Source organism: Arthrobacter sp. U41, from assembly GCF_007679325.1.
Taxonomy (GTDB): domain Bacteria; phylum Actinomycetota; class Actinomycetes; order Actinomycetales; family Micrococcaceae; genus Arthrobacter.
Window position 1 is genome coordinate 1,339,114 of record NZ_VEGI01000001.1, and the last position, 26,167, is coordinate 1,365,280.

Here is a 26,167-nt window from a genome sequence, read left to right on the forward strand (position 1 = left end):
TTGCTCATACGTGTAGTCCGCATTCTGTCTTGTCGGTTCCTGCCCAGCGTCCGGCGCGGGGGTCGTCGCCGGGCGCTACCTTGCGCGTGCAGGGCTGGCAGCCAATGGACGGGTAGCCCTGTGAAAGCAGCGGGTTGACGGGGAGGAGGTTGTCATCGGAGTACTGCACCAGCTGGTCGAAACTCCAGGCCGCCACCGGGTTGACCTTGACCAGGCCGTTGGTTTCGTCCCAGGTGACCAGCGGCGTGTTGGTGCGGGTGGGGGCTTCGTCGCGGCGGACACCGGTGAACCAGAGCTCGTAGCCGGCCAGCGTGCGGCGCAGCGGGGCCACTTTGCGCAGCGCGCAGCACTGGGCGGCGTCGCGGGCGAAGAGGTCTTTGCCGAGCAGCCGGTCCTGCTGCTCCACGGTGTTCTCCGGCAGCACGTCCACCACGTTGACGCGCAGGCTCGCGGCGACCTCGTTGCGCGTCGCGTAGGTTTCCGGGAAGTGGTAGCCCGTCTCCAGGAAGAGCACGTCGACGCCGGGCAGCTGGTCCGCGACGAGCGCCGGGAGGACGGCGTCGGCCATGGAGCAGGCAACGGCAACGGCGGGGAGATCAAAGTTGCGTGCCACCCAGGCGATCACCTCGCGGGCCGGGGCGTCCCAGCCGAGCTCGGCGGCGCCGGATTCGGCGATGACCTTGAGCTCGTCGTTGGTGCGGATGACGGGGTCCACCCCCAGCGCGTGCTTGCTCACTGCAGATCACCCTCATCGGCCGCGAAGGCCCACTCGGCGAAGGTCTGTCCCTCGGTGTGGTCGGCCACGAACTTCCGGACCACACGCTCCACGTAGTCGGGCAGCTCCCCGGCCGTGACCTTGAGGCCGCGGACGGTGCGTCCCAGGCCGGCCTCTTCGCGGCTGCTGGAAGCCAGCCCGCCGCCGAGGTGGACCTGGAAACCCGGGGTGGGGTCGCCGTCGGGCGTGGGAAGCATCATGCCCTTGAGGCCGATGTCCGCGGTCTGGATCCGGGCGCAGGAATTGGGGCAGCCGTTGATGTGCAGCGACAACACCTGCGGAAGCTGCTTGGACTCGACCAGGTCGGCGAGGCGGCGTTCCAGTTCGGCCACCGCAGTTGCGGCCGTGACCTTGGTTTCGACGATGGCGAGCTTGCAGTATTCGATGCCGGTGCAGGCGATGGTGCCGCGGCGGAACACGGAGGGCCGGGCGGAGAGGCCCAGGGCATCGAGTTCGGCGACCAGCGGTTCCACCTCGTCCCTGGGCACGTCCAGGACCACTAGCTTCTGGTGCGGGGTGGTGCGCAGCCGCTGCGAGCCGCGGGCTTCCAGGGTGTCCGCGAGCTTCACGAGCTGGCTGCCGGAGAGGCGCCCGGCGAGCGGCGTGGCGCCGATGAAGAACCTGCCATCTTTCTGCTCGTGCACGCCGATGTGGTCGCCCGGCGTGGAGGGCTTGGGCGCGGCCGGGCCGTCGTCGAGCTTGTAGCCGAGGTATTCGTCCTCGAGGACCTGGCGGAACTTCACCGGGCCCCAGTCGGCCAGCAGGAACTTCAGCCGGGCCTTGGTGCGCATGCGCCGGTAGCCGTAGTCGCGGAAGATGCTGGTGACTCCGAGCCAGACGTCGGCAGCCTGGTCCGGGCGGACGAAGGCGCCGAGCCGCTTGCCCAGCATGGGGTTCGTGGAGAGCGCGCCGCCCACCCAGAGGTCGTAGCCGATGCCAAGGTCGGGGTGGACCAGGCCCACCAGCGCGACGTCGTTGATCTCGTGGACCACGTCCTGGCTGGGGTGGCCGGTGATGGCGGTCTTGAATTTGCGCGGCAGGTTGGCCAGCTCCGGGTCGCCGATGAAACGCTCGGCGAGCTCGTGGATCAGCGGCGTCGGGTCGATGATCTCGTCCTTGGCGATGCCGGCGACCGGGGAGCCGAGGATGACGCGGGGAACGTCGCCGCAGGCCTCGGTGGTGGACAGGCCAACGGACTCAAGCCGGCGCCAGATCTCCGGGACGTCCTCGACCCGGATCCAGTGCAGCTGGATGTTCTGGCGGTCGGTGAGGTCGGCGGAGTCGCGGGCGAAGTCGACCGAAATCTGGCCGATGACGCGCAGTTGTTCGGTGGTGAGGGCGCCGCCGTCGATCCTGACGCGCAGCATAAAGTACTTGTCCTCGAGCTCGTGCGGTTCGAGCGTGGCGGTCTTGCCGCCGTCGATCCCGGGTTTGCGCTGGGTGTACAGCCCCCACCAGCGGAAGCGGCCGTGCAGATCCGTTCCGTCGATCGAGTCGAAGCCGTGCTTGGAGTAGACGGACTCGATACGCTCGCGGACGTTGAGGCCGTTGTCCTCCTGCTTCCACGTTTCGTTGGCGTTCAGCGGCGTGGTGCCGTCCACTTTCCACTGCCCGTGCGGCTTTGCGGCGGGCCGGGAGGTGGGGCGTTTGCTGCGACCCGGGGCAGCCTGGTCCGGGGACGCTCCGGCTAGAGCTGTATCAGTCATGGATCGACTGTAGGGGTGGCCGTAATGCCGTCTCAAAGGGTCAGAAACGCGGGGTCACCTAGGGCAATAAATCGTCACGAAGCGTCGGCGGGCCTTGAAGTGGCGGGGTGGCTGTGCATGGTGCCGTGCCGTTCAGCGGCCCGCCGCGAGGGCGGCGTCGTAGCGTTCCAGCGCGATTTCGGCGAGCACCGGCGACGGCAGCAGGGCCGCCGTGACGAGGTCCGCGCCGGCCTTGGCGAGCTGGTCGTGGAAGAACCCCGGGGCCAGCAAGTAGGCGGCGATGACCACCCGGCCGCCCAGGTCCACTCCCCCGGCCGACTCCCCCGCACCGGCGCCGCCCGCCGCCTCCTCACGGAGCATGGCCACGGCGTCGGGGACGGAGGGCTTGGCGGAGGCGCCGTACGCGGCCACGATGCGGTTGGAACGCAGGGCACGGAGCTGGTCTGCGAGTTCCTCGACATTCTGCGCTGCGGTGGGGTCGGACGAACCGGCAGCGGCGAGGATCACGGCGTCGTTGTCGGTCACTCCGGCTTCCCGGAGCCGCCGGTCCAGCAGGGCCGCGAGCCGCGGATCGGGCCCCAGCGGGGCGGCGGCGAGGGTGTCCGGCCGGCTCTTCACGGCCCGCGCGATGTCCACCTTGACGTGGTAACCGATGCTGAGCAGCAGCGGGACGACGACGGCGGCCTCCCCCGCCGGGAGGCCCGCCACGACGGCCGGCAGCTCGGGGTCCTGGACGTCGACATAAGCCTCGCGGACATCCAGTCCCGGCCGGAGCGCGGCGATCCCGTCGCGCAGGGCGTTGACTTCGGCAGCACCCTCTGTGCTCGAGGTGCCGTGGGCGCAGGCGATCAGGATGGGGCTATTCATAGCCGTTAGCGTAACCTTGGAGCCGCCCCATCCGCCCCTCGAGATTCGACCGGGACGCTCCATGACTTTTTCCTTCAGCGCCGTCCTGATCTGGCTGGACCTCGCCGGCGTCTTCTTCTTCGCGGTGTCAGGGTCCCTCCTCGCGGCGCGGAAACAGTTCGACATCATCGGCTCCCTGCTGCTGGCCTCGGTGGTCAGCCTGGGCGGCGGCGTCATCCGCGACATCGTCATCAACGCGGGCCCGCCCACGGCCTTCATCAACCCGGCCTATCTGGCTCCTCCCCTGCTCGCCACGGTGCTGGTGTACTTCCTGTTCTCCAGCGTCCAGCGCTTCACCTCCCTGCTGGTGCTCTTCGACGCCGGCGGACTGGCCCTGTTCTGCATCACCGGGTCCCTCAAAGCGCTGGAGGCGGGCATGAACCCCATTGCGGCGGTGCTCCTCGGGGTCACGACGGCGGTGGGCGGCGGCCTGCTGCGCGACATCACCGCCAATGAGGTGCCGCAGCTGTTCGACCCCAAGGATATCTACGCCCTGCCGGCGTTTTCCGGGGCTGCCCTGACCGTGGTGCTGTCCGTCACCGGCACCTTCAATGCGGTCACCGCGGGCGTTGTGGCTGCCATCGTTTTCGCCTTCCGGGTCACTGCCTGGCGGCGCAAATGGTACGTTCCGCTGGCCGTCCGCGGCTGGCACCGCCTGGGCCTGGATACTGGGGATGGCGGGGCTAAGGATTAGCTAGGATAAGAACCATGACTGACATGTTCCTCGAGAAGTTCCGCGCGCTTGTTCCGAAGTATCTCGAAGACGAATGGCAGGAAGAGGATGGCCTCCCGGCTGACGAGCTGGATGCGGCCCTCGCCGAGCACCAGTTCCAGGTGCCGCTGGTATTGCGGGAGTTCTACCTCGCGGTGGGCGGCTGCGAGGACATCATGGAGGCGTACCACTACTTCTGGGACCCCGAAGAGCTCGAAGTTGATGACGAGGGCTTCCTCATGTTCCTTGAGGACGAGGAAGAACAGTTCACCTGGGGTTTCCGGGTGGGCGACCTCAGCGTTCCGGACCCGATTGTGTACCGCCGCAACAACGCCCGCGGCCAGTGGAAGAGCGAAGAAGGGACGTTCTCCGAGTTCGTCTTCGACATGTTCGAGTGGGCGTTCAACGACGACGAGGACTAGGGCGGGGCGGGTTCCGCTCCCCGCGGGTTCGGCCATCGGCGGTCCGGGGGCACATTGACACGGACACGCCGCCTCCCGGCCCGGGAGTCACCGGCTAAGGCCTCAATGTAGCCCCGGACCGCCGATGCGGTCCGCACTTCAGGGTTTGAACGCGCCTCTGCGCCACTGCTCCAGCACCGCGAGGACCTGGGCGAGCATCTGCTCGGGGTGGTGGACCACCAGGTCATAGCCGAACCTGAGCACCAAATAGCCTCCGACCATGCTCGCGTTGTTCCGCCCCCGGTCCTTCTTTACCTGCCGCGGCTCCAGATGCGATTCACCATCGGTCTCCACGATGAGGCAGTCCTCAACAAGGAAATCCACCTCCCCCACCCCAGGGATCTGGACGTGCCTGCGCACCTGCAGCCCAGCCCGGAGGAATACAGTGTTGGCGAGAACTTCCAGCAGCGAGTCAGCCCGGGGAATGACCAGGTCCAGCACCGACCTGGCCCGCGCGTTGCGGTTGCCCGGGAGTTTGCCGCGGAGGAAGGCCAAGCTGATGTCACCGCGGCCCACAGCACACTGGATCATCACGAGCGCCTCCAGTTCTGGCAGGCAGTGCAGCGCATGGATCAGGATGTCGGCCAATCCGGCCAGAGGGAGCCAGGGGTGCCGAGGATGCCGGCAACGGCCATGTGCCACCGAGCCGGGCGGCGCCGACCGGTGCCCGACGCAGAGGTGCAACTTCGAGGCCGGCACCAGAGTCCACAGGCCGTAGCTCGGCGCAGCGGACACACACGTCAATAGCCCTCCAGCCTCGCGGGCAGCCCGCAGGACCGAGGCTTCGCGGGGCAACGCATAGTGCCCGCGGCGGATCCTCACGATGGCGCCCTCCGCGACGGCCAGGCCAATCCGATACCGGGTGAATCCGGCCCGCCCGAGGTCGGCCGTGCTGGCCGGCCCACCCCACGAGCCCAGGAAATTGGAGATGTTCATTCCGCCAATGTGGCCCGTCAGCCGACGGGAGGACCCACGCAGACTGTGCCATGTGGACAACTCCTGCCGCGGCCAAGGGGCACTTCGACACGGACACGCCGCCGCCCGGCCCGGCATCCCGCAATGGGGCACGCAAAGTGCCCCCGCTCGGCCGAAGCAGCCCACAAGCAATCACCAAACGGCCCGCACAGATTGTGTGACAGTGAATTTACAGACACCCTAGACAGCGTGACACTTCTGTCATATGCTTATTCATGGGTTCATCAAATGCCTCCGGTGGACCTGATGCGAACGGAGAAATGGCCCCGGTTCCGCACAACGGTTGACTCGAAACGTTGTGAGGAACCGGGGCCATTCCGCTTAAACCGGAGCGCCCAGAACTGGAGAACCCTGTTCAGGAGAACCGGACGCCGGAAAGCGCGCCGCAGTCAGCTGGCGCGGTCCACCACGGCCAGCGCGAAGTTGGTCAGAGAGTCCTTCACCACGCCCTCGGGCAGCGGCGCGAGGGCGGCAATGGCCTCATCGGCCCAGGCGCGTGCCACCACCCAGGACTCCGCCGTCACGGGGTGCTCGCGGAGACCGGCGACAGCGGCAGCAAGGGCCTCATCGGAGCTGAGATCCCCGTCGATCAGTTTCAGGAGTTCGACGGCGGACGCGTCGCCGTCGTCGGCCCTCTTGCGCAGCAGCAGCACGGGCAGCGTCGGCACACCCTCTCGCAGGTCGGTGCCCGGGGATTTGCCGGACTTGACCTTGACGCCGGTGACGTCGATGACGTCGTCGGCAAGCTGGAAGGCGACGCCCACCTTTTCGCCGTACTCGACCAGCATCGGCTCGTAGGCTTCGTCGGCGCCGGAGAAGATCGCGCCAAGCTGTCCGGACGCCGCGACGAGCGAACCCGTCTTGTCGGCGATGACGGACAGGTAGTGCTCCACCGGGTCCTCATCCGGGCGCGGCCCCACGGTTTCGTGCAGCTGGCCCAGGCACAGCCGCTCAAAGGTGCGGGCCTGGATGCCGAGCGCACGGGAACCGAGTTCCGAAACCAGGATGGAGGCCCGGGCAAAGATCAGGTCGCCTGTCAGGACGGCGACGGAGTTTCCCCAGACCTCGTGCGCTGTGGGGGCGCCCCGGCGGAACGGCGCGGAGTCCATCACGTCGTCGTGATAGAGCGTCGCCAGATGCGTCAGTTCGACGACGACGGCGGCCTGCACCACGGCGGGCAGCGAGGCGTCGCCCAGGTGGGCGCAGAGCAGTGTCAGGAGAGGACGGATGCGCTTGCCGCCGGCCTCCACGAGGTGGCGCGACGTCGCGTCAGCCAGCGGATCCGAGTTGGCGATGGCTTCGCGCAGCTTCTTCTCCACCCGCGCCAGGTTGGTGGTGATCGCGGGCCCCAGTTCGGGATCCCCCGCGATCGCCGCGAAGCCGGCCGGCAACTGCAGGCCGGTGGCGATGGCGGTGGTGTTCAGGTCGGGTTCAGAGCTCGGCAGGCCGTGTCCGGCGTGCGTCCAGCTTTGGTCTGCGGAGTTGGTCACGGGTTAACCCTAACTTTTTGTTGCGGAAACCGCGGAGTTGGCGCCGGACTGCGACGACGCGTCGGCGTCGGACGCAGCATGGGTGGGCACAGCTTGGCTGGGCACAGCTGCATTGGACGGGGCCGTCTTGGGCAGGGCCTGGTTGGACGTCGCCGGGACCAGCGATTCCAGCACCCGGATGACGCGGTCCTCGAAGCCCTTGGCCGCGGGGTCGGTCAGGTTGGCCAGCAACCGCACCACGAACCGCATGAGTACAGGGATGGGCATGCCCGTCCGGAGCGCCAGTTTCATCACGGCCGGCTTGCCGATCAGTGCGGCGAACGCGCGGCCCAGGGTGAAGTGTGAGCCCCACTGGTCCCGCACGTAGTCCGCGTACCGGGAGAGGTGTGCATCGGCGTCGGCCCTGGTCCAACCGGCTGACGCCGAGCGGGCGGCGCCGTCGATGATGAATTCGGCGGCGAAGCGGGCGGACTCCATGGCATAGGAGATGCCCTCGCCGTTGAACGGGGAGACCATACCGCCGGCGTCGCCGAGCAGCAGCAGCCCCGGCGAATAGTGCGGCGTGCGGTTGAAGCCCATGGGCAGCGCGGCGCCGCGGATCTCGCCGACCTGGTTCTCCGGGGTGAAGCCCCACTCGGAGGGCATGCCGGCAGTCCATTCGCGCAGGACCTGCTTGTAGTCCAGCTTGCCGAATTCCTTGGACGAGTTCAGGATGCCGAGGCCCACATTGGAGGTGCCGTCGCCGACGCCGAAAACCCAGCCGTAGCCGGGCAACAGCTTGCCGTCCCGGCCGGGGAGCTCCAGCCAGCCTTCCATCCAGTCGTCGTCGTGCCGCGGGCTGGTGAAATAGGTGCGGACGGCGACGCCGAGCGGCCGGTCATCGCGTTTGCGGATCCCCAGCGAGACGGCGGTGCGGGTCGAGTTTCCGTCCGCGGCGAGCACGACGTCGGCGGCGAAGTCACGGGTTTCTCCGGTCTTGCGGCCGGACTCGTCCAGCAGGGCGGCGCGGACGCCCGTCACCCGGCCATCCTCGGAGTGCAGCGCCTCGGTGACGCTGTGCCGTTCCAGCACGACGGCGCCCGCAGACCGGGCGTGCCGGGCCAGTTCCTCATCGAAACCGAGCCGGGTCCGGATCAGCCCGTACTGCGGGAAGTCGGAGACCTCGGGCCAGGGCAGCTCGATGCTGCGGCCGCCGGCCAGCAGGCGCAGGCCCTTGTTGCGGCGCCAGCCCTCCGTTTCGGGGTGGGGCAGCCCAAGCTTCTGGATCTCCCGGACGGCGCGGGGGGTGAGCCCGTCGCCGCAGACCTTTTCGCGCGGGAAGCTGGTCTTTTCCAGCACCGTGACATCGATGCCTGCGTTGGCCAGGTAGTAAGCGGCAGTGGACCCGGCCGGACCGGCTCCGACGATCAGTACTTTCACGGCGGCGGTGGACTAACGCGCGGGCCGGGTGATGTTGCGTCGCAGCTTCGCCACCGGTCCGGTGTGGGCTGCCAGTGCCTTCGCGCCCGCGGCGGGGCCGGACTCCGCGCCGGGCTTGACGGCGCGGTGCACGGCAACAATACCGCCGCTGAGGTTCCGGTACGTGACGGAGTCCCAGCCGGCTTCCTGCAGCCAGGCCGCCAGGTGGTCCTGGTCCGGCCAGGCGCGGATGGACTCGGCGAGGTACACGTAGGCGTCCGGGTTGGAGGAGACCTTGACGGCGATCGCGGGCAGCGCACGCATGAGGTACTCGGTGTACATGGTCCGCCAGAGCGGCACCACGGGCTGGGAGAACTCGGCAATGACCAGCTTGCCGCCCGGCTTGGTGACCCGCAGCATCTCGGCGAGGGCCTTCTTCGGCTCGTTGACGTTGCGCAGGCCGAAGGAGATGGTGCTGGCATCAAAGGTGTTGTCCGCGAACGGCAGGCGGGTGGCGTCACCGGCGATGAAGTCGATGTCCGGCCGGCGCCGCTTGCCGACCTTGAGCATGCCGAGCGAGAAGTCGCAGGCGACCACGTCGATGCCGGCGTCGGCATACGGTTCGCTGGAGGTACCCGTGCCGGCGGCCAGGTCAAGGACCCGCTGGCCCGCTTTCACATCCATGGCTTCGACCACGACCTTGCGCCAACGCCGCGTCTGCCCCATGGACAGGACATCGTTGACGACGTCGTATTTGGGGGCGACGTCGTCAAACATGGTGGCTACTTCGTCCGGACGCTTATCCAAGGATGCTCGGTTCACCCTGACATTGTCTCAAATGTTCGGCACACCCACGAACCATGCCCTGAGCAGGGAGTCCGGTGGGGGCGGGAGTAGTGTTATCTCACTATGACCAGCGCGTTCCGTCCCAGAATTATCAAAACACTTACAGTGCCCCTCGATGCCGAATCATTCCCCGGGGGGCTGCCGTCGTTTCTGGTCCGTGACGATCTGCTGTGCTGGACCCGCCGCGAAGCGGGCCTGGTCGGTTTCGGCGAAGTGGCCCGGTTTACCGCCACGGGACCCGAGCGTTTCCTCGAGGCGGACATCTGGTGGCGGCATCTGGTCCTTGAGGCCGAGATTGCGGACGCGGTGGAACGGCCCGGCACCGGCCCGGTCGCGTTCGGTTCCTTCGCCTTCTCCAAAGCCTCCGCGCACGAGTCGCGGCTGATCGTCCCCGAAATCGTCGTGGGACTGCGCGACGGGAAGGCCTGGCTCACCCAGATGACGTTCGACGGCGGCGAACTCACCGAAGCGGGCGCGCGCGCCGCGCTGGACCGCTGGATTGACGACGCCGGTACCGGGGCCGGGGCCTCTGCCGCCCTGGCGGACGGCACCTTGATTGAGGGCTCCGGGACGGGCGCCGACCCGGCCGGGAATGGCCCCGCTGTCAGTGCAGCCGGCAGTGCAGCCGGCACGACAACCGTCCAGGCGGGCCGCGCCGTCGTCCGCCCCCTGCCGCTGGCTGCCGGGGCTACGCTGCACACCGGCTCGCTGAGCGAGGACGGCTGGATGGCCGCCGTCGCGTCCGGGGTCGAAGAGATCCGGACCGGCGCGCTGGAGAAACTGGTGCTGGCGCGGGACATCGTGGCGACCCTGCCCACCGGCGTCAACGCTGCGCAGGTGCTGCGCGAGCTGTCCGCGCGGTACCGCGAATGCTGGACCTACGGCGTCGACGGACTGGTGGGCGCCACGCCGGAAATGCTGATCCAGGTGGAGGGCCGCACGGCACAGGCCCGCGTGCTGGCCGGCACGCTGGACCGCCGCGACGCCGACGGCATGGCCGGCTCGCCGCTGGAGTTCGCGGAGCGGGTGCTGGCGGGGTCCGAAAAGCAGCGGCACGAACACGACATCGCCATCCAGTCCCTGACCACGCAGCTGGCGCCGTTCTCGGAAGCGATGAACGCGCACAGCGAACCCTTCATCCTGGAGCTGCCCAACGTCTGGCACCTCGCCTCGGACGTGAAGGCCGAGCTGACCGAGGTGGAGGGCCATGTCCCCACGTGCCTCGCGCTGATCAACGCCCTCCATCCCACGGCAGCGGTCTGCGGCACACCCACTTCGGTGGCCGGCGCCCTGATCCGCAAACTGGAGCACCTGGACCGCGGACCCTACGCCGGACCGGTCGGCTGGCTCGACGCTGCCGGCAACGGGGAATGGGGCATCGCGCTGCGCGGCGCCGTCATCGAGTCGCCGACCACCGTGCGGCTCTATGCCGGCTGCGGCGTCGTCGAGGGCTCCGTCCCGGAAGCTGAGCTCGCGGAGACGTGGGCGAAGTTCCGGCCGATGCTGGAGTCCCTCGGCATCAACAGCTAGAGTCCGGGATAGGAGACATGTTCCGGCCGTTTCACCTTGCGCTAGTCTCGACAATAGTTATCCAATGGTGAAACTAAGTTTCCTGTGATGCACATCTCGTATTCGGCGATACACTATAAGCCGACTAAGTCACGCCTGCTCCTGCAACAACCTGCAACAAAAGGGAAGAAACCATGCAGCTCAAGCCCCTCGCCTCGGCAAAGTTGGCCGCTAAGGCAGCCGCAATCCTCGCCGCCGGCGCTCTCACGCTCACGGCCTGTGGTGGCAGTTCCACCCCCGCAGCCACCTCCGAGGGCGGCGTGCAGCTCATCAACGCCGGCAAGCTGACCGTTTGCTCGGACGTTCCCTACGAGCCGTTCGAATTCCAGAAGGACGGCAAGATCGTCGGCTTCGACATGGACATCGCAGCCGAGGTGGCCAAGGACCTGAAGGCCGAACTCAACGTTGTGGACAGCTCCTTCGAGGCCATCGAGACCGGCACCGCCCTGACCCAGTGCGACGTCTCCATCTCCTCCGTCTCCATTACGGACACCCGCAAGTCGGTCATGGACTTCTCTGACCCGTACATGGACGACGACCTGACCCTCGTGGCCAGCGAGGCTTCCGGAATCACGGACCTGGAGAGCGCCAAGGGCAAGAAGGTGGGCGTCCAGCAGGCGACCACCGGCGCCAAGTACGCCGCCGAGAAGGGCCTCGACGCCCAGCAGTTCGAGGACTCCGGCCTCCTGATCCAGGCCCTCCAGGCCGGCACCATTGATGCCGCCCTGGGCAACCAGTCCGTGCTCGCCTACGCCATCAAGGACGACACCAAGTTCAAGCGCGTGGAGAACTACACAACGGGCGAGCAGCTGGGTATCTCCATCAAAAAGGGCAACACCGCGATGGCCACCCAGGTCAACAGCACGCTTAAGCGCCTGACCGATGACGGCACCTTGAAGAAGTTCGAGACCACTTGGTTCGGCGAAGCCGCCAAGTAGCCAGCCCCCGGCCTGAGACCTACGCAGTTGAGGCCCCGTACCGCTGTAGAACAGTCCGTACGGGGCCTCACGTGCGCGAAACGAATGTGAGAACACCATGGCAATGACCGCACGTCAACGAGCCAGAGTCAGCCTGTACGTCCAAGCCGGAATTTTTGTGGTGGCCGTGGTTGCCCTGATCCTGGCCACGGACTGGGAGACCATCAGCACCAGCGTCTTCAACTTCGGCAAGATCGGCCCGATGTTCCCGGACATCATCCTTGTGGGCCTCAAGAACACCCTCATCTACACGGCCCTCGGCTTCCTGGTGGGCCTGTCCGGCGGCCTGCTGCTGGCTCTGATGAAGCTCTCCTCCTTCCCGCTGTACCGGTGGCTGGCCACGGGCTACATCGAGTTCTTCCGCGGCATCCCGGCCCTGCTGGTCTTCATCGCCTTCGGCTACGGCGTCCCGCTGGCCTTTGGCGTCTCCTGGAACGTGACCGTGGTGGCCATGATCTCGCTGGGCATGGTGGCAGCCGCCTACATTGCCGAAACCCTGCGCGCCGGACTCCAGGCCGTGCCCAAGGGCCAGATGGAAGCCGCCCGCTCGCTGGGCATGCCCCAGTGGCGGGCCATGATCTCGATTGTCATCCCGCAGGCGTTCCGGATCGTCCTGCCGCCGCTGACCAACGAAGTCATCCTGCTGACCAAGGACTCCTCACTCATCTACGTGCTGGGCCTCACCGCCTCGCAGTACGAGCTGACGAAGTTCGGCCGCGACGGCATCTCCAGCCTGGGTGCGGGCCTCACGCCGCTGCTCGTGGCCGGTGCCTTGTATCTGGTGATCACCATCCCGCTGAGCCTCTTGGCCCGGAAGTTCGAAAGCCGCTCCGCGCGGACGAAGCGATAGGCAGGACAGTCATGAACGACGTCGTACAGAACGCCGATGACCGCAGCGGGGCCGTGAAGGCCGCCGGCGTGGCCATCACGGATCTCCGTAAGTCCTACGGATCCAACGAAGTACTTAAGGGCATCAGCCTCGAGGTCAAGCCCGGCGAGGTGGTGTGCCTGATCGGGCCCTCCGGCTCCGGCAAGTCCACCCTGCTCCGCTGCGTCAACCTGCTGGAGCAGCCCAACGTGGGCAGCGTCCACGTGGGCGGCTTCGAGGCAACCGACCCGGATGTGGACATCGACAAGATGCGCCGCAAGGTGGGCATGGTCTTCCAGCAGTTCAACCTCTTCCCGCACCTCAGCGCCCTGGGCAACTGCACCATCGCGCAGACCAAGGTGCTCAAGCGCAGCCAGGCGGACGCCTCCGCCGTGGCGATGCGGAATCTGGAGCGGGTGGGCCTCGGACACCTTGCCGACCGTTACCCTGACCAGCTCTCCGGCGGCCAGCAGCAGCGCGTGGCCATTGCCCGAGCGCTCAGCATGGACCCCGAGCTGATGCTGTTCGACGAGCCCACCTCGGCCCTGGACCCTGAGACTGTGGGCGACGTGCTGGCCGTCATGAGGAAGTTGGCCCAGGAGGGCATGACCATGCTGGTGGTGACCCACGAGATGGGCTTCGCCCGCGAGGTGGCCGACCGTGTGGTGTTCATGGACGGCGGCGTGGTCGTGGAGGAAGGCGTGGCCGAGCAGGTCATCAGCGCCCCCACGCATAACCGCACCAAGGAATTCCTCCGCCGGGTACTCGACCCGACGCACATCGACATCGCGGAGTAGCTTCCCGCCCGCCTGCCCTGTGCGGCGGTTTCCGCCTGTTTCGGACAGCCGCTACGTGGATCCACGTAGCGGCTGTCCGTTTCCGTAGCTGTTTCCCGGCGAGGGCCTATTCCGCGGCGAGGACTCCGGCCACGGCAGCGCCCACGGCGGCCCGGACACGCTGGTGCAGCTCCCGCAGCCCGTGCCGCTCCGTCCGCACCTCAATGATGCTGCGCCCCTGCCACGGCTCCGCCAGCGCCGCGGCGAGCTCCGCCGTCGTGCTGACCGCACGGTGCGCGACGCCGTAGGCCGCCGCGAGGGCCGCGAGGTCCACGCTGTGCGGGGTGCCGAAGAGGCGTTCGACGGCGGTTCCGTAACGGCCCGCGGCCTCGACGGTGCCGTGTTCCAGCAGGCCGAAAATGGCCCCGCCGGCGTCATTGAGGACCACGATCCGCAGCGCGGGTTCCTCTTCGCCGGCGCCGAGCAGCAGTCCGCCGGCGTCGTGCAGGAACGTGACGTCGCCCAGCAGCACTGTGGTTTCCTGCCGGCCGCCCAGGGCGATGCCGGTGGCGGTGGCCAGGGTCCCGTCGATCCCGGAGAGGCCGCGGTTGGCGAAGACGACGGCGCCCGGCTCCGGGGTGGGTGCGCCGGCGAGGTCGACGTCGCGGATGCCGTTGGAGGAGCCGAGCACGAGCTGGCCGCGGGAATGTTCCCAGACGAGGGCGCCGACTTCGGGCCCGGTGGCAGCGGCGGAGCCGGACAGGACCTGGTCAACGGCGTGCTGGGCGGCGGCCCCGGCCAGGAGCCAGGCATCCAGCCACGCCGCAGAGCCCCGGCCGGCAAACTCGGCGAGGTCGCCCAGGTTGTCGAGCGGGAGTTCGGTGCGGCGACCGGGCTCGTACCAGGCCACGGGTACCGGCTGGTACAGGGCGGAGGGGACAGCGGCGCGGGCCAGCAGGGCGCTCACCGGCCGGGAGAGCGTGGGCCGGCCGAAGAGGACCACGCGTTCGATCGGCTGCGCGGTCTCCGGACCGAACGCGTCGAGCAGAATCCGGTAGGGTCCCACCGCATTCGGCCCGAACCTTGCGTTGGAGGACGGCTCGGCGAGCAGCGGCAGGCCGTGGGCACGGGCGAAGGCCTCGGCGACGGGGCCGGCGTCGTGCCCTGCGAGCACCACGGTGCGCCGTTCCGGCAGGCCGGGAGAGGCCGGCGGGAAATCGAGGGCCAGCGGGCCGCGGGGGGCGCGGTACACCCGGCGGCCGGACTCGGGCGGCAGCCTGTCGCCGGGGGCGGGAACCAAGGGGTCGCGGAAGGCCAGGTTGAGTTGAACCGGACCGGGCGGGGTGTCCTCGAAGGCCCCGGTGGCGGCGCTGAGCGCGGTCTCGACGGCGCGCCGCGGGTCGCTGCCAGCGGGTACATCGGCGGCGAAGCGGACGTGTTCGCCGAACAGGTCAAGTTGCACCGTGGTCTGGTTGGCGCCGGTCCCCCGGAGTTCCTCGGGGCGGTCGGCGGAGACCACCACGAGCGGGACGGCGGCGTGATTGGCTTCCATCACAGCCGGCAGGAGATTCCCGACGGCGGTCCCGGAGGTGGTGAGGACGGCTGCGGGCGCGCCGGTGGCCAGGGCCAGCCCGAGGGCGGTGAAGCCGGCGTCCCGTTCATCGATCCGGACCAGCAGTTCGACCCGGCCGGCGGCGTCCGCCTCGGCCAGGGCGTAGGCCATCGGTGCGGAGCGCGACCCCGGTGCCACCACCACGTAGCGCACTCCTTCGAGCAGCAGGGCGGCGACGGCGATCCGCGCGGCATCCAGCGCGCTCAGCTCCTCCGCGTTCAGGTCCCCAGCGCTCACATGTTCTCCGGCGTCTCGATGCCGAGCAGGTCCAGTCCCTCGGACAGCCGGCGCAGGACCAGGGCGCACAGGGCCAGCCGCGATTCCCGGACCGAGTCCTCGGACTTGAGCACCGGGCACTGGTCGTAGAAGGACGTGAAGAGCTGCGCGAGTTCGAACAGGTATGTGCACAGCCGGTGCGGCTCCAGCACCTCGCGCACCTTGTGCAGCGTGGCGCCGTACTCGAGCAAGTGCAGGGCCAGCGCGCGTTCGGCGGGCTCGACGACGGCGATCACCGTCGCCGGCGTGCCGCCGTCAGTGTCGGTTCCGGCAGCTTCGGTTCCGGCAGCTTCGGTCCCGGCAGCGCCGCTTCCCACAGCACCGGCTGCAGCCGTGTGCTGCTCCAGCACCCCCGCCTTGCGCAGGATCGACCGGATCCGCGCGGCGGCGTACTGCACATAGGGGCCGGTGTTGCCGCTGAGGGCGAGCATCCGGTCGAAGTCAAAGACGTATTCGGTGTCGTGGCCGGTGGACAGGTCGGCGTATTTGACCGCGCCAATGCCCACCTGGCGGGCGGTCGCGGCGCGTTCCTCCTCCGTCAGTTCGGGCCGGCTTGCGTCGATGACGGCGCGGGCGCGGTCCACGGCTTCTTCCAGCAGGGCCATCAGTTTGACCGGGGCACCGGAACGGGACTTCAGGATCTTCCCGTCCTCCCCCAGCACGTTGCCGATCTGCACGTGAACGGCCTCCACCGTGTCCGGCAGCCAGCCGGCGTCGCGGGCTGTGGCCATGACCATACGCAGGTGCATGTTCTGCGGGGCGCCCACGACGTAGAGCACGCGGTTGGCTTCGAGCTCGCGGACCCGGTAGCGGATGGTGGCGAGGTCCGTGGTGCCGTAACCGTAGCCGCCGTCGGACTTGCGGATGATGAGCGGCATCGGCAGGCCGTCGCGGCCGGTGAATCCGGCGGGGAAGGTGCACAGGGCGCCGTCGCTGATCCGGGCGATGCCGCGGTCCTCGAGTTCCTGGCACAGCTGTGCCAGATGTGCGTCGTAGGAACTTTCGCCCGCGATGTGGTCATCCGTGAGGCTGATCCCCAGCATGGAGTAGATGGCGTTGAAGTAACGCTTGGACTGGGCCACCAGCCGCTGCCAGACGGCGAAGGTCTCCTGGTCGCCGCCCTGCAGCGCCACCACGCGGAGCCTTGCCCGCGTGGCGAAGCCGTCCTCGTCGGTGGCGGAGGCGTCGAACTTGGCGCGGGCGGCCTGGTAGAACGCGCTGGGGTCATCAACCAGCAGTGCCGCTTCCGGGGAATCCTCGCCGACCTCCAGCCAGTGCTCGATCAGCATGCCGAACGGGGTGCCCCAGTCGCCGATGTGGTTCTGCCGGATGACCGTGTCCCCCAGCGCCTCGAACACCTTCACGAGGCTGTCCCCCACCACCGTGGTGCGCAGGTGGCCGACGTGCATTTCCTTCGCGACGTTCGGGGAAGAATAGTCGACGACGACGCGCTGGGCTTCCGCCGCCGGAACGGCCTGGACGCCGGGAGACTCCGCATTGAGCAGCTCTTCGATCCACGTCCCGTCGAAGGTGAGGTTGATGAACCCGGGTCCGGAAATCTCGGCCCCGGTGCAGATGCCGTCCAGGTCAAGGGCCTCGACGATCCGCGCGGCGGCGTCCCGCGGCGGCAGGCCGACCTTCTTGGCGAGTGCCATGGCTGCGTTGATCTGGATGTCCGCGAACTGCGAGGGCCGGACCACCGGATCCGTCCCGCGGTACTCTTCGCCGAACGCGCTGGCAATTGCTGCCTGGACTCTGGGGACAACCATTTCGGCCGGATTATTCACACTGTTCAAATTATCAGTTCCCCCGCACCCCGGCGCTCCCTCACCCCACAAGTAACGCGGGGCAGTTAACGCCCGTCAAGGGCCCCAACATGGGCCGGGTCTGACCCCGCGTTGCGGTGAAGTGACCATGTTCGCGGTGCGCGCCATCTGGTAGCCAAGAGCCAAAACCCGCAGAGACAAGTCCTCCGGATGCAAGTCCCATGCCGCCAGGACCGGCTCATCCACATCCCCGATGGGCGCCGCGGCGCCAGCATTTTCCGCAGCACCGGGCTCGTGCGCGAAATCATGCGGATCGGGGGACCGCGTACCCGGGTTGCTTGGGAGAACAGCGGACCACAGAGCCTCCACTGTAGCTACGGCCACTGTGGCTCCCGTCGGCCCCGAAACCATCCAGCCGTCGCTCGTGGCGGCCACTTTCGGGCCGCCGGGCCACTTTTGGCAGACGCTATTGATCGTCTGGGCGACAATGAGGTGCTGCCGCATCGTTCGGTTCGGCCCCAGTATTTGGTCGCTCACAACATTTCGTCCGCACGCACCACACATGTGAGGCGTCCTTTCCTAGGGCATGACGTCGCCGGAATTTGGCCCCAGCGTCTGGCCGACGTACAGGTTGCCTCCCGGATCGCTGGCGAGAAGCAGCGCCGTCGGTGCCACTTCGGCCGGAAGGCCGAAGCGCAGCAGCGGCAGTCCGGCACGCTTCGCCGCTTTCCAGTCCTCGGAAATTCCTTCAACCAAGGGCGTCTCGATAGGCCCCGGGGCAATGCTGTTGACCAACACGTTGTCGCCTGCGGTTTCCAGGGCCAGAGCCTTTGTGAGTCCGACGACTCCGGCTTTGGCAGCACTGTAGTGGCTGAGCCCGGTTCCACCTTTGATGGCCAACTGGGAAGCGATGTTTATGATGCGGCCCCACTTCTGCCGCCGCATCTCCCCCACCACCTCCCGGCAGCACAGGAAGACACCTGTCAGGTCAACCGAAACCGTCTCGTTCCACATGGCCAGGGTCATGTCTTCCAGCCGAGATTCGGTCAGCAGGCCCGCGCTGTTTACGAGAATATCGATGCTCCCGAGCTGGGCGCGTGCGGCGGCGAAGGCGCCCCTCACACTCGCTTCGTCGGAGACGTCGACGGCGATTGTTCCCGCCGCGCCCGACCGGTCCAGGACAGCCACTCTGTCGCCGTTGGCGGTGAAGGCTTCGGCGATGGCCCTGCCTATGCCGCTGGCTCCCCCCGTGACTACTACGCCCCGGCCCTCTGTGGACCGAGAGGCTTCTGAATTGTTCATTCTTGTCCTTCCAGGGCTTTCAGGCGCGCATCTTGATGGTGAGACCGCCGTCGACTATCAGGGACTGGCCGGTGACGTAGGAGGCGTCCTCGGAGGTCAGGAAGCCGATCACGCTGGCGACCTCCTCGGGCCGCCCGACCCGGCCCCAGGGGATTTCCAGCCCGGCGCGTTGCAGGCCGTCAGGACCGAGCGAGTTCACCGGGTCCAGGGACTGGGGCGTCTCGATGAGTCCGGGTATCACGGCGTTGGCGCGGATACCGCGCGGTCCCAGCTCGGCGGCTACGCTGCGGATCAACCCGAGCACGCCGGCCTTGGCGGCCGCGTAGTGGGCATGCTCCTCCCACCCGTAGACTCCTCCGGCAATTGAGGACACTGCAACCATCGCCCCGCCGCCGGTCATCCGCGCGGACCCGGCGCGCAGGGTCCGCAGTACGCCGGTGAGGTCGACGTCGAGCATGTCCTCCCAGCGCTCATCGGTCATCTCGCCCAAGGGCGAATTGCGCAGGATTCCTGCGTTGGCCACCGCATAGTCCAGACGGCCGTACTCCGCCAGGGCGCGTTCGGCGAATGCATCAACCGACGGTGTGCTGCGGACATCGACTTCGTGGACAACCCCCTGGCCGCCTGCGTCCGTCACCAGGCGGAGGGTCTCTTCCGGGTCATGCGGGTCACCGGGAAAGGTGCCGATCACCGAATGTACGCCCCGGTGGGCGTAGTGGACCGCGAGGGCCCGTCCAATGCCACTGGCCGCTCCGGTGATCACGGCCACCCTTGTTTCCGGCGTCATGCTTCGACCTCGTGCGGGTGGTCCTCGAGCAGGGCTTCGGCGGGCGGCTTGGCGGCGATCATCAGGAGGCCGGAGAACAGCGTTCCGGCGGCGCCGACCCAGAGGGCTGCAGCGCCGGTTCCCGCGCTCGCTGCCGCTGCCGTGAACAGTGCACCGCCGATAATGGTGCCGGGCTGGCTCATCGCGCCGATGAAGGCGGTGCCCGTGGCTCGGCAGCTCACGGGGTAGCACTCTGCCATGAAGTACTGAATCGCGGCGTAGGGTCCGACCAGGAAGAACAGTCCGGCACCGTAGGTCACGACGATCATGACGGGGCTCGTGGCGAAGGGGCTGAGCATGATGGTGAACGAAATGCCGGAGAGAATCCAGCCGCCGATGATCGTCCGCTTCCGGCCGATCTTGTCACCGAGCCACCCGTGGAAAACGTAGCCGAAGTACGCCAGCCCGTTGATGACGATCAGCATCCAGAAGGCGTCAGAGAGTTCCACACCTTTGGCGTTCTTCAGGACGGAGCTGCCGAGAATGCTGAAGATCAGGATGCCGAAGAAGTTGAAGATCCAGGCCAGCGAGAACACGATCGTGTTCCGGCGCAGGTGCGGCTCCCAGATGCGCTTGAGCGGGGCAGCGGAAGAGTGTTCGACGCCGTAGGCGCGGGCCAGCGAGTGGGCGTCCTCGGTCTTGCCGCTCTTCTCAAGTTCGGTCAGCTTGTGGTGCAGCTCGAACTGCGGCGTCTCCTTGAGCTTCTTGGCAATGGCCCACACGATGATCACGGCCGGAACAGTAGCCATGAGATAGAGGGCGCGCCAGCCGAGGGACGGAAGGAAAACGAGGGCAAGGGCACTGGCGAGCAGGAAGCCCAGCGGCCAGCCGCCCTGGATGAAGGAGTAGTGGAAGCCGGGGCGCTTGCGCTTATCGGCGACTTCGGTGACCTGGTAGACCTCGTTCATGTAGGTCGCGTTGACGGCCTGCTCAGAGAAGCCGAGACCGCCGAAGGAACGCACCAGCACCAGCAGGCCGTTGCTGAGGAACGGGATCCCGGTCGGGATCAGGGCCGTCAGGGCGGAGACGATGGCGGTTCCGCCGACGGTGGTTATCATGCCCTTGCGGCGGCCGAGCCGGTCAATGACCGGGCCGATTCCGAAGCAGACGATCGCGGTGCCGACGGCGATCCAGGTAGTGATCGCATAGGCTTCGGATTCGGTCCAACCAAACTCTTCCTGCATGGCCGGCAGGAGGGTGCCGAAAAGCCCGAAGTCGAACACGGCGACGGTCCAGGCCAGCAGGGCAAGCACGGTGGCGGTGGTCGTGTGGTGCTTGGAGAATACCGGGAAACGGCGTTTCTCATCGGGGGCGGGCTGCGTCAGGTCGACGCCGGGTTGCTGGGTGGTCATTACTGGTTTTCCTTTCGGGGGCTGCGTGCGAGGAATGAGTCCGCGATCTGGTCGAACGTGAGCCAGCTGACGCCTTCGTGGGAGTTGATGTGTTCGATGAGGCGTTCAAGCATGAGCAAGACCTGGGGCCGGCCCGAGACATCCGGGTGGATCGTCATGGTGAAGACGGCCTGGTCCATTTCGCGGTATACCCAGTCGAACTGGTCGCGCCACATTTGTTCGATGTCCCGGGGGCTAACGAAGCCGTGGGAGTTCGGTGCCGCCTTGATGAACATCATGGGAGGAAGGTCGTCCAGGTACCAGTTGGCCGGGATCTCGACGAGGTCGGTCTCCTTGCCGCGGACGAGCGGCTCCATCCAGGTCTCGGCGGCCTTGGTGTAGTCGATCTTCTTCCAGCTGTCACCGACACGCACGTAGTAGGGCTCGAAATCGCGATGCATCAGGGAGTGGTCGTACTTGATCCCGCGCTCGAGGAGGATCTCGTTGGTGACCGGGGAAAATTCCCACCAGGGAGCGACATAACCGGTGGGGCGACGTCCGGAAACCTTTTCGATGAGTTCGATCGACCGGTCCAGGATGGCCGTCTCCTGCTCGCGGGTCATGGCGATGGGGTTTTCATGCGAGTAGCCGTGGACGCCGATTTCGTGCCCCGCGTCCACGATCATCCGAGTCAGGTCCGGAAAAGTCTCTATCGAGTGGCCGGGCACGAACCACGTGGCGGGCAGGCCGTACTTCTCGAAGAGACGGATGAGACGGGGGCCGCCCACCTCGCCGCTGAACAGGCCGCGGGAGATATCGCACGGGGAATCCTCGCCCCCATAGGAGCCGAGCATTCCAGCCACGGCGTCCACGTCCACGCCGAATGCGACTTGGATGTCCTTAGTCATGAGATCAACCTTTCATTGCGTTTTGTTGAGGTTTTGTTGGTGCGGTTCTGGTTTGGGCTGGAACTAGTCCGGGAGCGTGCCCCGGCGCGCGAAGGATTCCGCAATGCGGGCCGGAGGGGTATCAAGTCTGAGCAGCAGGCTGAGAAGGACCAGCGACTGGGATGGCCTGAGCAGTCCGGAGGGTATGGCACCCGCCGCCCGTAAGTCGGCACCGCCGCCGTCGCCGTATCGGGGAACCACTGCGCCGGCTTCCACCCGCGTGCTGGTCACCACCACAACGCCGGCAGCGGTTGCCTCGGCAACGTCCCGGCACAGCACGCGGTTGGCGTTGCCCGTTCCAGTTCCCTGGAGCACCACGCCTGCCGCCCCGGCCTGCAGGGCAGCCCGCAGGAGCACGGAATCCGCGCCGGGATAAGCAGCTATAAGGTCCACTCGCGGCGAACCGGCGCCGACGCCTGGCAATGGCAACGGCGCAAGACCGTGCCGTGCTGCATGCACACTGACCTCGCCGGAGCCCGACACGGACCCGGCCGTCCCAAAATCCGGGTTGGCAAACGCATCGTGACGGGTCGTGTGGCTCTTTCGAACACCAGCCGCCGGGAAGATGCTCCCGGCAAACGCCAGCAGCACACCCTTTCCCCGGGCGTGCGGGGAACCCGCAACGGCGATCGCCCGAGACAGATTGCCGGGACCGTCAGGCGTCGGGGAATCGGCCGCCTCCTGCGCTCCGGTGAACACCACCGGACGAGGATCATCGTGGGTGAGATCAACTAGATAGGCGGTCTCCTCCATCGTGTCCGTCCCGTGTGTGACCACGACCCCCAAAACCTGCGGGTCCGCCAGGGCGTGCCTGATGCTGGCGCAGATCGCGATCATGTCATCGACCGTCAGCAGGTACGAACCCTTCCGGAAGACGTCACCGACCCGGACCGGATACGAAGCTGGCACTCCCAGGCTGGCTAACACCTCCTTTCCCGAGTCCGACGCCACCGCGGCACCCCCGGTCTCCGACGCACGGGAGGAAATAGTTCCGCCCGTCGCCAAGAGCACCACATAGGGGCCAGCCAATTCAGTGAGGGTCATTTCCACTCCATTTGTCCTGCATCTGCTGTAGACGCCTACCCAATCGATTGGGTCGTGGGGTAAAAGTTATTGTTGCGACATTTCCTGCAGGCGTCTGGGGATGTTTCGAGGGTGTAACCATTTCGCCGTTAGGTGCCGCATCCCGGTTACCCAATCGATTGTGTAAGGCGGTGAACTGACTATAGAATGTGACGTGCAGCACGTCAAGGGGTTCCCGGACCAGTGAATCGCACGTTATCGGGCAGGCTTGGTGGCGATATCACTTTGAACTGAGGCAGGGAACTAATGGAAGGAACCACGGCCGGGGACCGCACGGTCACGCTGAAGGATCTGGCGGACGAACTCGGCATCCACCCATCGACTGTTTCCAGAATCCTTCACTCGGACGCAGAAGTGGCGCGCGGGGCGGCCTCCGTAGCGACGGCCGAACGCGTCCGGGAACTGGCGCGGAAACGGGGCTACTCCCCCGACCCCCAGGCCGCCGGCCTGCGGACGCGGCGCACCCGCCTCATGGGAGTGATCGTGCCCCGGCTTTCGGATCTCGTCCTGGCCACCATGTACGAGGGCATTGACGAGGCCGCGGCGGCGCTCGGCTATTCCACCTTCGTCATGAACTCCCGCGACGACCCCGAGGAACAACGGAGGAGGACGGACACCATGCTGGCCCGGCGTGTCGATGGGCTGATCATTGGCGACGCACACCTGGACGGTGGCCTGCTGCAGGAGTTGACGGCCCGGAAGGTCCCTTTTGTGCTCGTGAACCGCCGCGTACCGGGCTACCCCTCCGCCACCTGCGACGACGTCCTGGGCGGCGAACTTGTCGCCGACCACCTGTGGAGCAAGGGGCATCGGAACGTTGCTGTGATCGCCGGCGAGCCCTACGCCAGCACCGCCATCGACCGGACGGACGGCTTTGTGGACCGCTGGCGTTCGTTGGGCGGAAAAGTCCCCCCGAAGGCCGTGGTCTGGTCTCGATTCGACACCGCGGGCGGGCGCGAAGCGGCCGAAGATATCCTGACTCACTGCCACCCCCAACCGACGGCACTTTTCGCCGTCAATGACTTTGCGGCGATCGGTGCCATGGGAGCGTTGAGGTCCCATGGCCTTACTGTCGGAGTCGACGTGGCGGTGGTTGGTTTCAATGACACGTCACTTGCCGCGGAGCTTCCCATTCCGCTGTCCTCGGTCCGCTCGCCCATGCTGGACATCGGGCGGACTGCGGTGCAACTCCTGAAACGGGTACTGGACGGCAAAATGGTTGAGCCGGTCAGGCTGGAACCGAGCCTCTGCGTGCGGGAAAGCAGCGCCTGAGGCAACACGAGATGGCACGCCCCGGCGCGGCGGCCAAGGAAGCAACGCGGGGTCATATAACGCCCATAAAGGGTCCCAATATGAGCCGGGTCTGACCCCGCGTTGTTTTGGAGTGGGCGGGGGTTAGTCGTCGGTGCGGAAGACCTGGACCACCGAGGGGCGCGGGGCGCGCGCCTGGCCCCGGGCCGGCGTCGTCCCGGCCGGAACGTAGTCCGGGAAGAAGGACAGCTGCGCATCGAACGTGCCGTCCTCGCCGGGGTGCTGCACGGAGACGAACACGGTGCGTTCCTGGTCGTGGATGATGGGCCCGCAGGTCTCCCCGTCGCGCGGGACGGCGAGGAACTGTTCGACGCGTCCCCGTTCGGCGCCGTCGAGGGTGACCTTGAACAGCCCATCGGCCTTGCCGATCCCGGACGGGGCGCCGTCGGTGGAGATCCAGAGGTTGCCGACCGAGTCGAACGCGAGGTTGTCCGGGCAGGAAATCGGCGAGACCTTGTCCACCGGGTAGCCGGAGAAGTAAGTGACATCGCCCTGCGCGGGATCGCCGCAGACCATCAGCAGGTTCCAGGTGAACGCCGTGGAGGTCTGGTCGCCGGTCTCGGTGATTTCCACGACGTGGCCGTCACGGTTGGCGTTGCGGGGGTTTACCTCGTTGGCCCCTTCCTTGCCGGCCTTGCCGCGGTCCGAGTTGTTGGTGCAGGCGACGTAGACCTTGCCGGTGTGCAGGTTGGGTTCCACGTCCTCGCAACGGTCCATCTTGGTGGGGCCCACCTTGTCGGCGGCCACGCGGGTGTACACCAGCACTTCCTCAACGGACATCCCGGTCACCTTCGAGACCCCGCCGACCACCAGCGGCAGCCATTCGCCGGTGCCGTCGAAGCCGCCGTCGGCCGGGACCGTGCCGGTGCCGGTGATCTCGGACGCCGGGGAGTTGCCGGTGAACCGGGCAACGTACAGGTCCCCGGCAGAGAGCAGCGTCATGTTGTGCTTGCGGTCGCCTTCGCGGTACTTGTCCTTCGAGACGAACTTGTAGAGGTAGTCAAAGCGCTCGTCGTCGCCCGAATAGGCCACCACATGCCCGGATTCGGCCACGATCACATTGGCGCCCTCGTGCTTGAAACGGCCCAGCGAGGAGTGCTTCTTCGGCGTCGAGGTGGGATCAAAGGGATCGACTTCCACGATCCAGCCGAAGCGGTTGGCCTCATTTTCGTAGCCGGCGGTGCGGGTATCAAACCGCGGATCGTCGAGTTCCCACTGGCGCGCCGTGGGCTTGTTGGTGAGCCCGTAACGCTTGTCCTCAGCCGAGGTGCCTGGCGCGACGAAGTACCCGTTGAAGTTTTCCTCACCGGAGAGGATGGTCCCCCAGGGGGTGGTGCCGCCGGCGCAGTTGCCCAGCGTACCGAGGATGGTGCGGCCGGCCGGGTCGGCCTTCGTGCGGACCAGCGGGGAGCCTGCCACCGGGCCGGTGAGTTCATAGGCCGTGTTGTTCAGGTAGCGGCGGTTGAGCTTGGCACCCTTGACATAGCTCCACGGCTTGTTCTTGTTCTTGCGTTCCAGCTCCACCACGGAAAGCCCGTGGGCCGCGGCGCCGATCGCCCGGACGTCCGCGGCGGGCAGCGAGGCGGGGAACATGATGGTCTCGTTGGTGTATTCGTGGTTGGCGAACAGCACCGCGCGCCGGCTCTTGCTGCCCGGGATTTCGAGGATGTCGGTGTAATCGTTGTTGTAGCCGAACTGCCGGGCCTGCGCGGCAGCGCTCTGGTTGCCGAGGTCGAAGTCCGGGGCATCGTTGAAGATGGGGTCGCCCCAGCGGATCACGGGCTGCCAGGTGAAGCCCTCCGGAACAGTGAAGGCGTCGACGGCGGCGTCCACCGGGGCGATGGCGGTGAACCGGAGCTTGGACGCGCCATAGCCGTTCTTGGCTGCCGCGGAAAGGCCGGTGCCGCCGTCGGCCACTGCCGACTCCGCTGAGGTCACGGCCCCGCCGAACGCGACGGCAAGCGCCCCGGCAGCGCCGAAGCCCAGGGCCGCGCGGCGGGACATTGTGGCCGAGGCGATGTCCCGGAAGTAGCTGTTCGAGCTGGTGTTGCAGACCTCGCCCGAGCAGGCGTTATCGCACTTGAGTGCGCAGGTGACGGGGCTCCGCTTGCCTTTGGTGTGGCCGAGCATGGGGAGCAGGGAGAACTTGCGTCCGGAGGAGACAGACATGGAGAGACCTTCCACGGGGTGGTTGCGGGCCTCCCCACCGTTCCAGCCGGGGCCTACGCGAAGGAGTCTTCCGGATGAAATCCGG

The 26,167-nt window shown here is 67.2% G+C and carries 22 protein-coding genes; 7 read left to right on the plus strand and 15 right to left on the minus strand.

What is annotated here, in order from left to right:
* Positions 1–4: 4 nt before the first annotated feature.
* The 3 genes from FS787_RS06180 to FS787_RS06190 form a co-directional block, all read right to left on the minus strand.
* The gene (locus FS787_RS06180) at positions 5–736 is read right to left on the minus strand and encodes a phosphoadenylyl-sulfate reductase (RefSeq protein WP_260982419.1); all 732 of its coding nucleotides are present in this window, start codon (positions 734–736) and stop codon (positions 5–7) included.
* Complete coding sequence (locus tag FS787_RS06185) at positions 733–2,481, minus strand: nitrite/sulfite reductase (RefSeq protein ID WP_144671336.1); 1,749 nt, start codon at positions 2,479–2,481, stop codon at positions 733–735. The genes FS787_RS06180 and FS787_RS06185 overlap by 4 nt, the downstream gene beginning before the upstream one ends.
* A gap of 132 nt (positions 2,482–2,613) precedes the next feature.
* Positions 2,614–3,348, minus strand: a complete 735-nt coding sequence (locus tag FS787_RS06190; protein WP_144671337.1) for a sirohydrochlorin chelatase — start codon at positions 3,346–3,348, stop codon at positions 2,614–2,616.
* Positions 3,349–3,409: 61 nt separating this feature from the next.
* Here FS787_RS06190 and FS787_RS06195 point away from each other — a divergent pair, with 61 nt between their 5' ends.
* Both FS787_RS06195 and FS787_RS06200 read left to right on the plus strand, forming a co-directional pair.
* Positions 3,410–4,081: a trimeric intracellular cation channel family protein gene (locus FS787_RS06195; protein WP_144671338.1), complete on the plus strand. Its 672-nt coding sequence runs from the start codon at positions 3,410–3,412 to the stop codon at positions 4,079–4,081.
* Between the two features lie 14 nt (positions 4,082–4,095).
* Positions 4,096–4,521, plus strand: coding sequence for a hypothetical protein (locus FS787_RS06200; protein ID WP_144671339.1), 426 nt, complete (start codon positions 4,096–4,098; stop codon positions 4,519–4,521).
* Positions 4,522–4,659: 138 nt separating this feature from the next.
* Here FS787_RS06200 and FS787_RS06205 read toward each other — a convergent pair whose 3' ends face one another.
* The 4 genes from FS787_RS06205 to FS787_RS06220 all read right to left on the minus strand — a co-directional run bounded on the left by FS787_RS06205 (position 4,660) and on the right by FS787_RS06220 (position 9,245).
* Positions 4,660–5,496, minus strand: coding sequence for a DUF559 domain-containing protein (locus FS787_RS06205; RefSeq protein ID WP_144671340.1), 837 nt, complete (start codon positions 5,494–5,496; stop codon positions 4,660–4,662).
* 428 nt (positions 5,497–5,924) lie between these two features.
* Complete coding sequence (locus FS787_RS06210; protein WP_144671341.1) at positions 5,925–7,025, minus strand: polyprenyl synthetase family protein; 1,101 nt, start codon at positions 7,023–7,025, stop codon at positions 5,925–5,927.
* Between the two features lie 9 nt (positions 7,026–7,034).
* On the minus strand, positions 7,035–8,444 hold the full coding sequence (locus tag FS787_RS06215; RefSeq protein WP_144671342.1) for a geranylgeranyl reductase family protein: 1,410 nt from the start codon (positions 8,442–8,444) through the stop codon (positions 7,035–7,037).
* A 12-nt stretch (positions 8,445–8,456) separates the two neighbouring features.
* Positions 8,457–9,245 carry a demethylmenaquinone methyltransferase gene (locus FS787_RS06220; protein WP_144671343.1) on the minus strand — a complete coding sequence of 263 codons (789 nt, stop codon included), beginning with the start codon at positions 9,243–9,245 and terminating at the stop codon, positions 8,457–8,459.
* A gap of 87 nt (positions 9,246–9,332) precedes the next feature.
* Here FS787_RS06220 and FS787_RS06225 point away from each other — a divergent pair, with 87 nt between their 5' ends.
* From FS787_RS06225 to FS787_RS06240, 4 genes are all read left to right on the plus strand, one after another.
* A complete protein-coding gene (locus FS787_RS06225; RefSeq protein WP_144671344.1) occupies positions 9,333–10,799 on the plus strand; it encodes an isochorismate synthase MenF in 1,467 nt (488 codons plus the stop codon).
* Between the two features lie 173 nt (positions 10,800–10,972).
* Positions 10,973–11,776 (plus strand): ABC transporter substrate-binding protein, encoded by an 804-nt coding sequence (locus tag FS787_RS06230; protein ID WP_144671345.1) that lies wholly within the window; start codon positions 10,973–10,975, stop codon positions 11,774–11,776.
* Positions 11,777–11,873: 97 nt separating this feature from the next.
* Complete coding sequence (locus tag FS787_RS06235; RefSeq protein ID WP_144671346.1) at positions 11,874–12,665, plus strand: amino acid ABC transporter permease; 792 nt, start codon at positions 11,874–11,876, stop codon at positions 12,663–12,665.
* Positions 12,666–12,676: 11 nt separating this feature from the next.
* Positions 12,677–13,480: an amino acid ABC transporter ATP-binding protein gene (locus tag FS787_RS06240; RefSeq protein ID WP_144671347.1), complete on the plus strand. Its 804-nt coding sequence runs from the start codon at positions 12,677–12,679 to the stop codon at positions 13,478–13,480.
* Between the two features lie 106 nt (positions 13,481–13,586).
* On the opposite strand, the gene menD is transcribed toward FS787_RS06240, so the two are convergent.
* The 7 genes from menD to FS787_RS06275 form a co-directional block, all read right to left on the minus strand.
* The gene (gene menD / locus FS787_RS06245) at positions 13,587–15,308 is read right to left on the minus strand and encodes a 2-succinyl-5-enolpyruvyl-6-hydroxy-3-cyclohexene-1-carboxylic-acid synthase (protein WP_144671348.1); all 1,722 of its coding nucleotides are present in this window, start codon (positions 15,306–15,308) and stop codon (positions 13,587–13,589) included.
* A complete protein-coding gene (gene argS, locus FS787_RS06250) occupies positions 15,305–17,116 on the minus strand; it encodes an arginine--tRNA ligase (RefSeq protein WP_222124042.1) in 1,812 nt (603 codons plus the stop codon). The genes menD and argS overlap by 4 nt, the downstream gene beginning before the upstream one ends.
* 576 nt (positions 17,117–17,692) lie before the next feature.
* Positions 17,693–18,415, minus strand: coding sequence for an SDR family NAD(P)-dependent oxidoreductase (locus FS787_RS06255; protein WP_144671350.1), 723 nt, complete (start codon positions 18,413–18,415; stop codon positions 17,693–17,695).
* A 19-nt stretch (positions 18,416–18,434) separates the two neighbouring features.
* Positions 18,435–19,202 (minus strand): SDR family NAD(P)-dependent oxidoreductase, encoded by a 768-nt coding sequence (locus tag FS787_RS06260; RefSeq protein ID WP_144671351.1) that lies wholly within the window; start codon positions 19,200–19,202, stop codon positions 18,435–18,437.
* Positions 19,199–20,593 (minus strand): MFS transporter, encoded by a 1,395-nt coding sequence (locus tag FS787_RS06265; protein ID WP_144671352.1) that lies wholly within the window; start codon positions 20,591–20,593, stop codon positions 19,199–19,201. The genes FS787_RS06260 and FS787_RS06265 overlap by 4 nt, the downstream gene beginning before the upstream one ends.
* On the minus strand, positions 20,593–21,480 hold the full coding sequence (locus FS787_RS06270) for a polysaccharide deacetylase (protein ID WP_144671353.1): 888 nt from the start codon (positions 21,478–21,480) through the stop codon (positions 20,593–20,595). Before FS787_RS06270 ends, FS787_RS06265 begins: the two co-directional genes overlap by 1 nt.
* A 63-nt stretch (positions 21,481–21,543) precedes the next feature.
* Positions 21,544–22,563 (minus strand): asparaginase, encoded by a 1,020-nt coding sequence (locus FS787_RS06275; RefSeq protein WP_186329098.1) that lies wholly within the window; start codon positions 22,561–22,563, stop codon positions 21,544–21,546.
* Positions 22,564–22,848: 285 nt separating this feature from the next.
* On the opposite strand from FS787_RS06275, the gene FS787_RS06280 reads away from it, so the two are divergent.
* Positions 22,849–23,874 (plus strand): LacI family DNA-binding transcriptional regulator, encoded by a 1,026-nt coding sequence (locus FS787_RS06280; protein ID WP_144671354.1) that lies wholly within the window; start codon positions 22,849–22,851, stop codon positions 23,872–23,874.
* A 123-nt stretch (positions 23,875–23,997) separates the two neighbouring features.
* Here FS787_RS06280 and FS787_RS06285 read toward each other — a convergent pair whose 3' ends face one another.
* Positions 23,998–26,082 carry a PhoX family phosphatase gene (locus FS787_RS06285; RefSeq protein WP_144671355.1) on the minus strand — a complete coding sequence of 695 codons (2,085 nt, stop codon included), beginning with the start codon at positions 26,080–26,082 and terminating at the stop codon, positions 23,998–24,000.
* Positions 26,083–26,167 lie beyond the last annotated feature (85 nt).

What these genes read in the sequence shown, in the direction of transcription:
- FS787_RS06185 (WP_144671336.1), bottom strand. Translation starts at nt 2,481, where the DNA reads ATGACTGATACAGCTCTAGCCGGAGCGTCCCCGGACCAGGCTGCCCCG.
- FS787_RS06190 (WP_144671337.1), bottom strand. Translation starts at nt 3,348, where the DNA reads ATGAATAGCCCCATCCTGATCGCCTGCGCCCACGGCACCTCGAGCACA.
- FS787_RS06195 (WP_144671338.1), top strand. Translation starts at nt 3,410, where the DNA reads ATGACTTTTTCCTTCAGCGCCGTCCTGATCTGGCTGGACCTCGCCGGC.
- FS787_RS06200 (WP_144671339.1), top strand. Translation starts at nt 4,096, where the DNA reads ATGACTGACATGTTCCTCGAGAAGTTCCGCGCGCTTGTTCCGAAGTAT.
- FS787_RS06205 (WP_144671340.1), bottom strand. Translation starts at nt 5,496, where the DNA reads ATGAACATCTCCAATTTCCTGGGCTCGTGGGGTGGGCCGGCCAGCACG.
- FS787_RS06225 (WP_144671344.1), top strand. Translation starts at nt 9,333, where the DNA reads ATGACCAGCGCGTTCCGTCCCAGAATTATCAAAACACTTACAGTGCCC.
- FS787_RS06230 (WP_144671345.1), top strand. Translation starts at nt 10,973, where the DNA reads ATGCAGCTCAAGCCCCTCGCCTCGGCAAAGTTGGCCGCTAAGGCAGCC.
- FS787_RS06235 (WP_144671346.1), top strand. Translation starts at nt 11,874, where the DNA reads ATGGCAATGACCGCACGTCAACGAGCCAGAGTCAGCCTGTACGTCCAA.
- FS787_RS06240 (WP_144671347.1), top strand. Translation starts at nt 12,677, where the DNA reads ATGAACGACGTCGTACAGAACGCCGATGACCGCAGCGGGGCCGTGAAG.
- argS (WP_222124042.1), bottom strand. Translation starts at nt 17,116, where the DNA reads ATGGTTGTCCCCAGAGTCCAGGCAGCAATTGCCAGCGCGTTCGGCGAA.
- FS787_RS06255 (WP_144671350.1), bottom strand. Translation starts at nt 18,415, where the DNA reads ATGAACAATTCAGAAGCCTCTCGGTCCACAGAGGGCCGGGGCGTAGTA.
- FS787_RS06260 (WP_144671351.1), bottom strand. Translation starts at nt 19,202, where the DNA reads ATGACGCCGGAAACAAGGGTGGCCGTGATCACCGGAGCGGCCAGTGGC.
- FS787_RS06265 (WP_144671352.1), bottom strand. Translation starts at nt 20,593, where the DNA reads ATGACCACCCAGCAACCCGGCGTCGACCTGACGCAGCCCGCCCCCGAT.
- FS787_RS06270 (WP_144671353.1), bottom strand. Translation starts at nt 21,480, where the DNA reads ATGACTAAGGACATCCAAGTCGCATTCGGCGTGGACGTGGACGCCGTG.
- FS787_RS06275 (WP_186329098.1), bottom strand. Translation starts at nt 22,563, where the DNA reads ATGACCCTCACTGAATTGGCTGGCCCCTATGTGGTGCTCTTGGCGACG.
- FS787_RS06280 (WP_144671354.1), top strand. Translation starts at nt 22,849, where the DNA reads ATGGAAGGAACCACGGCCGGGGACCGCACGGTCACGCTGAAGGATCTG.
- FS787_RS06285 (WP_144671355.1), bottom strand. Translation starts at nt 26,082, where the DNA reads ATGTCTGTCTCCTCCGGACGCAAGTTCTCCCTGCTCCCCATGCTCGGC.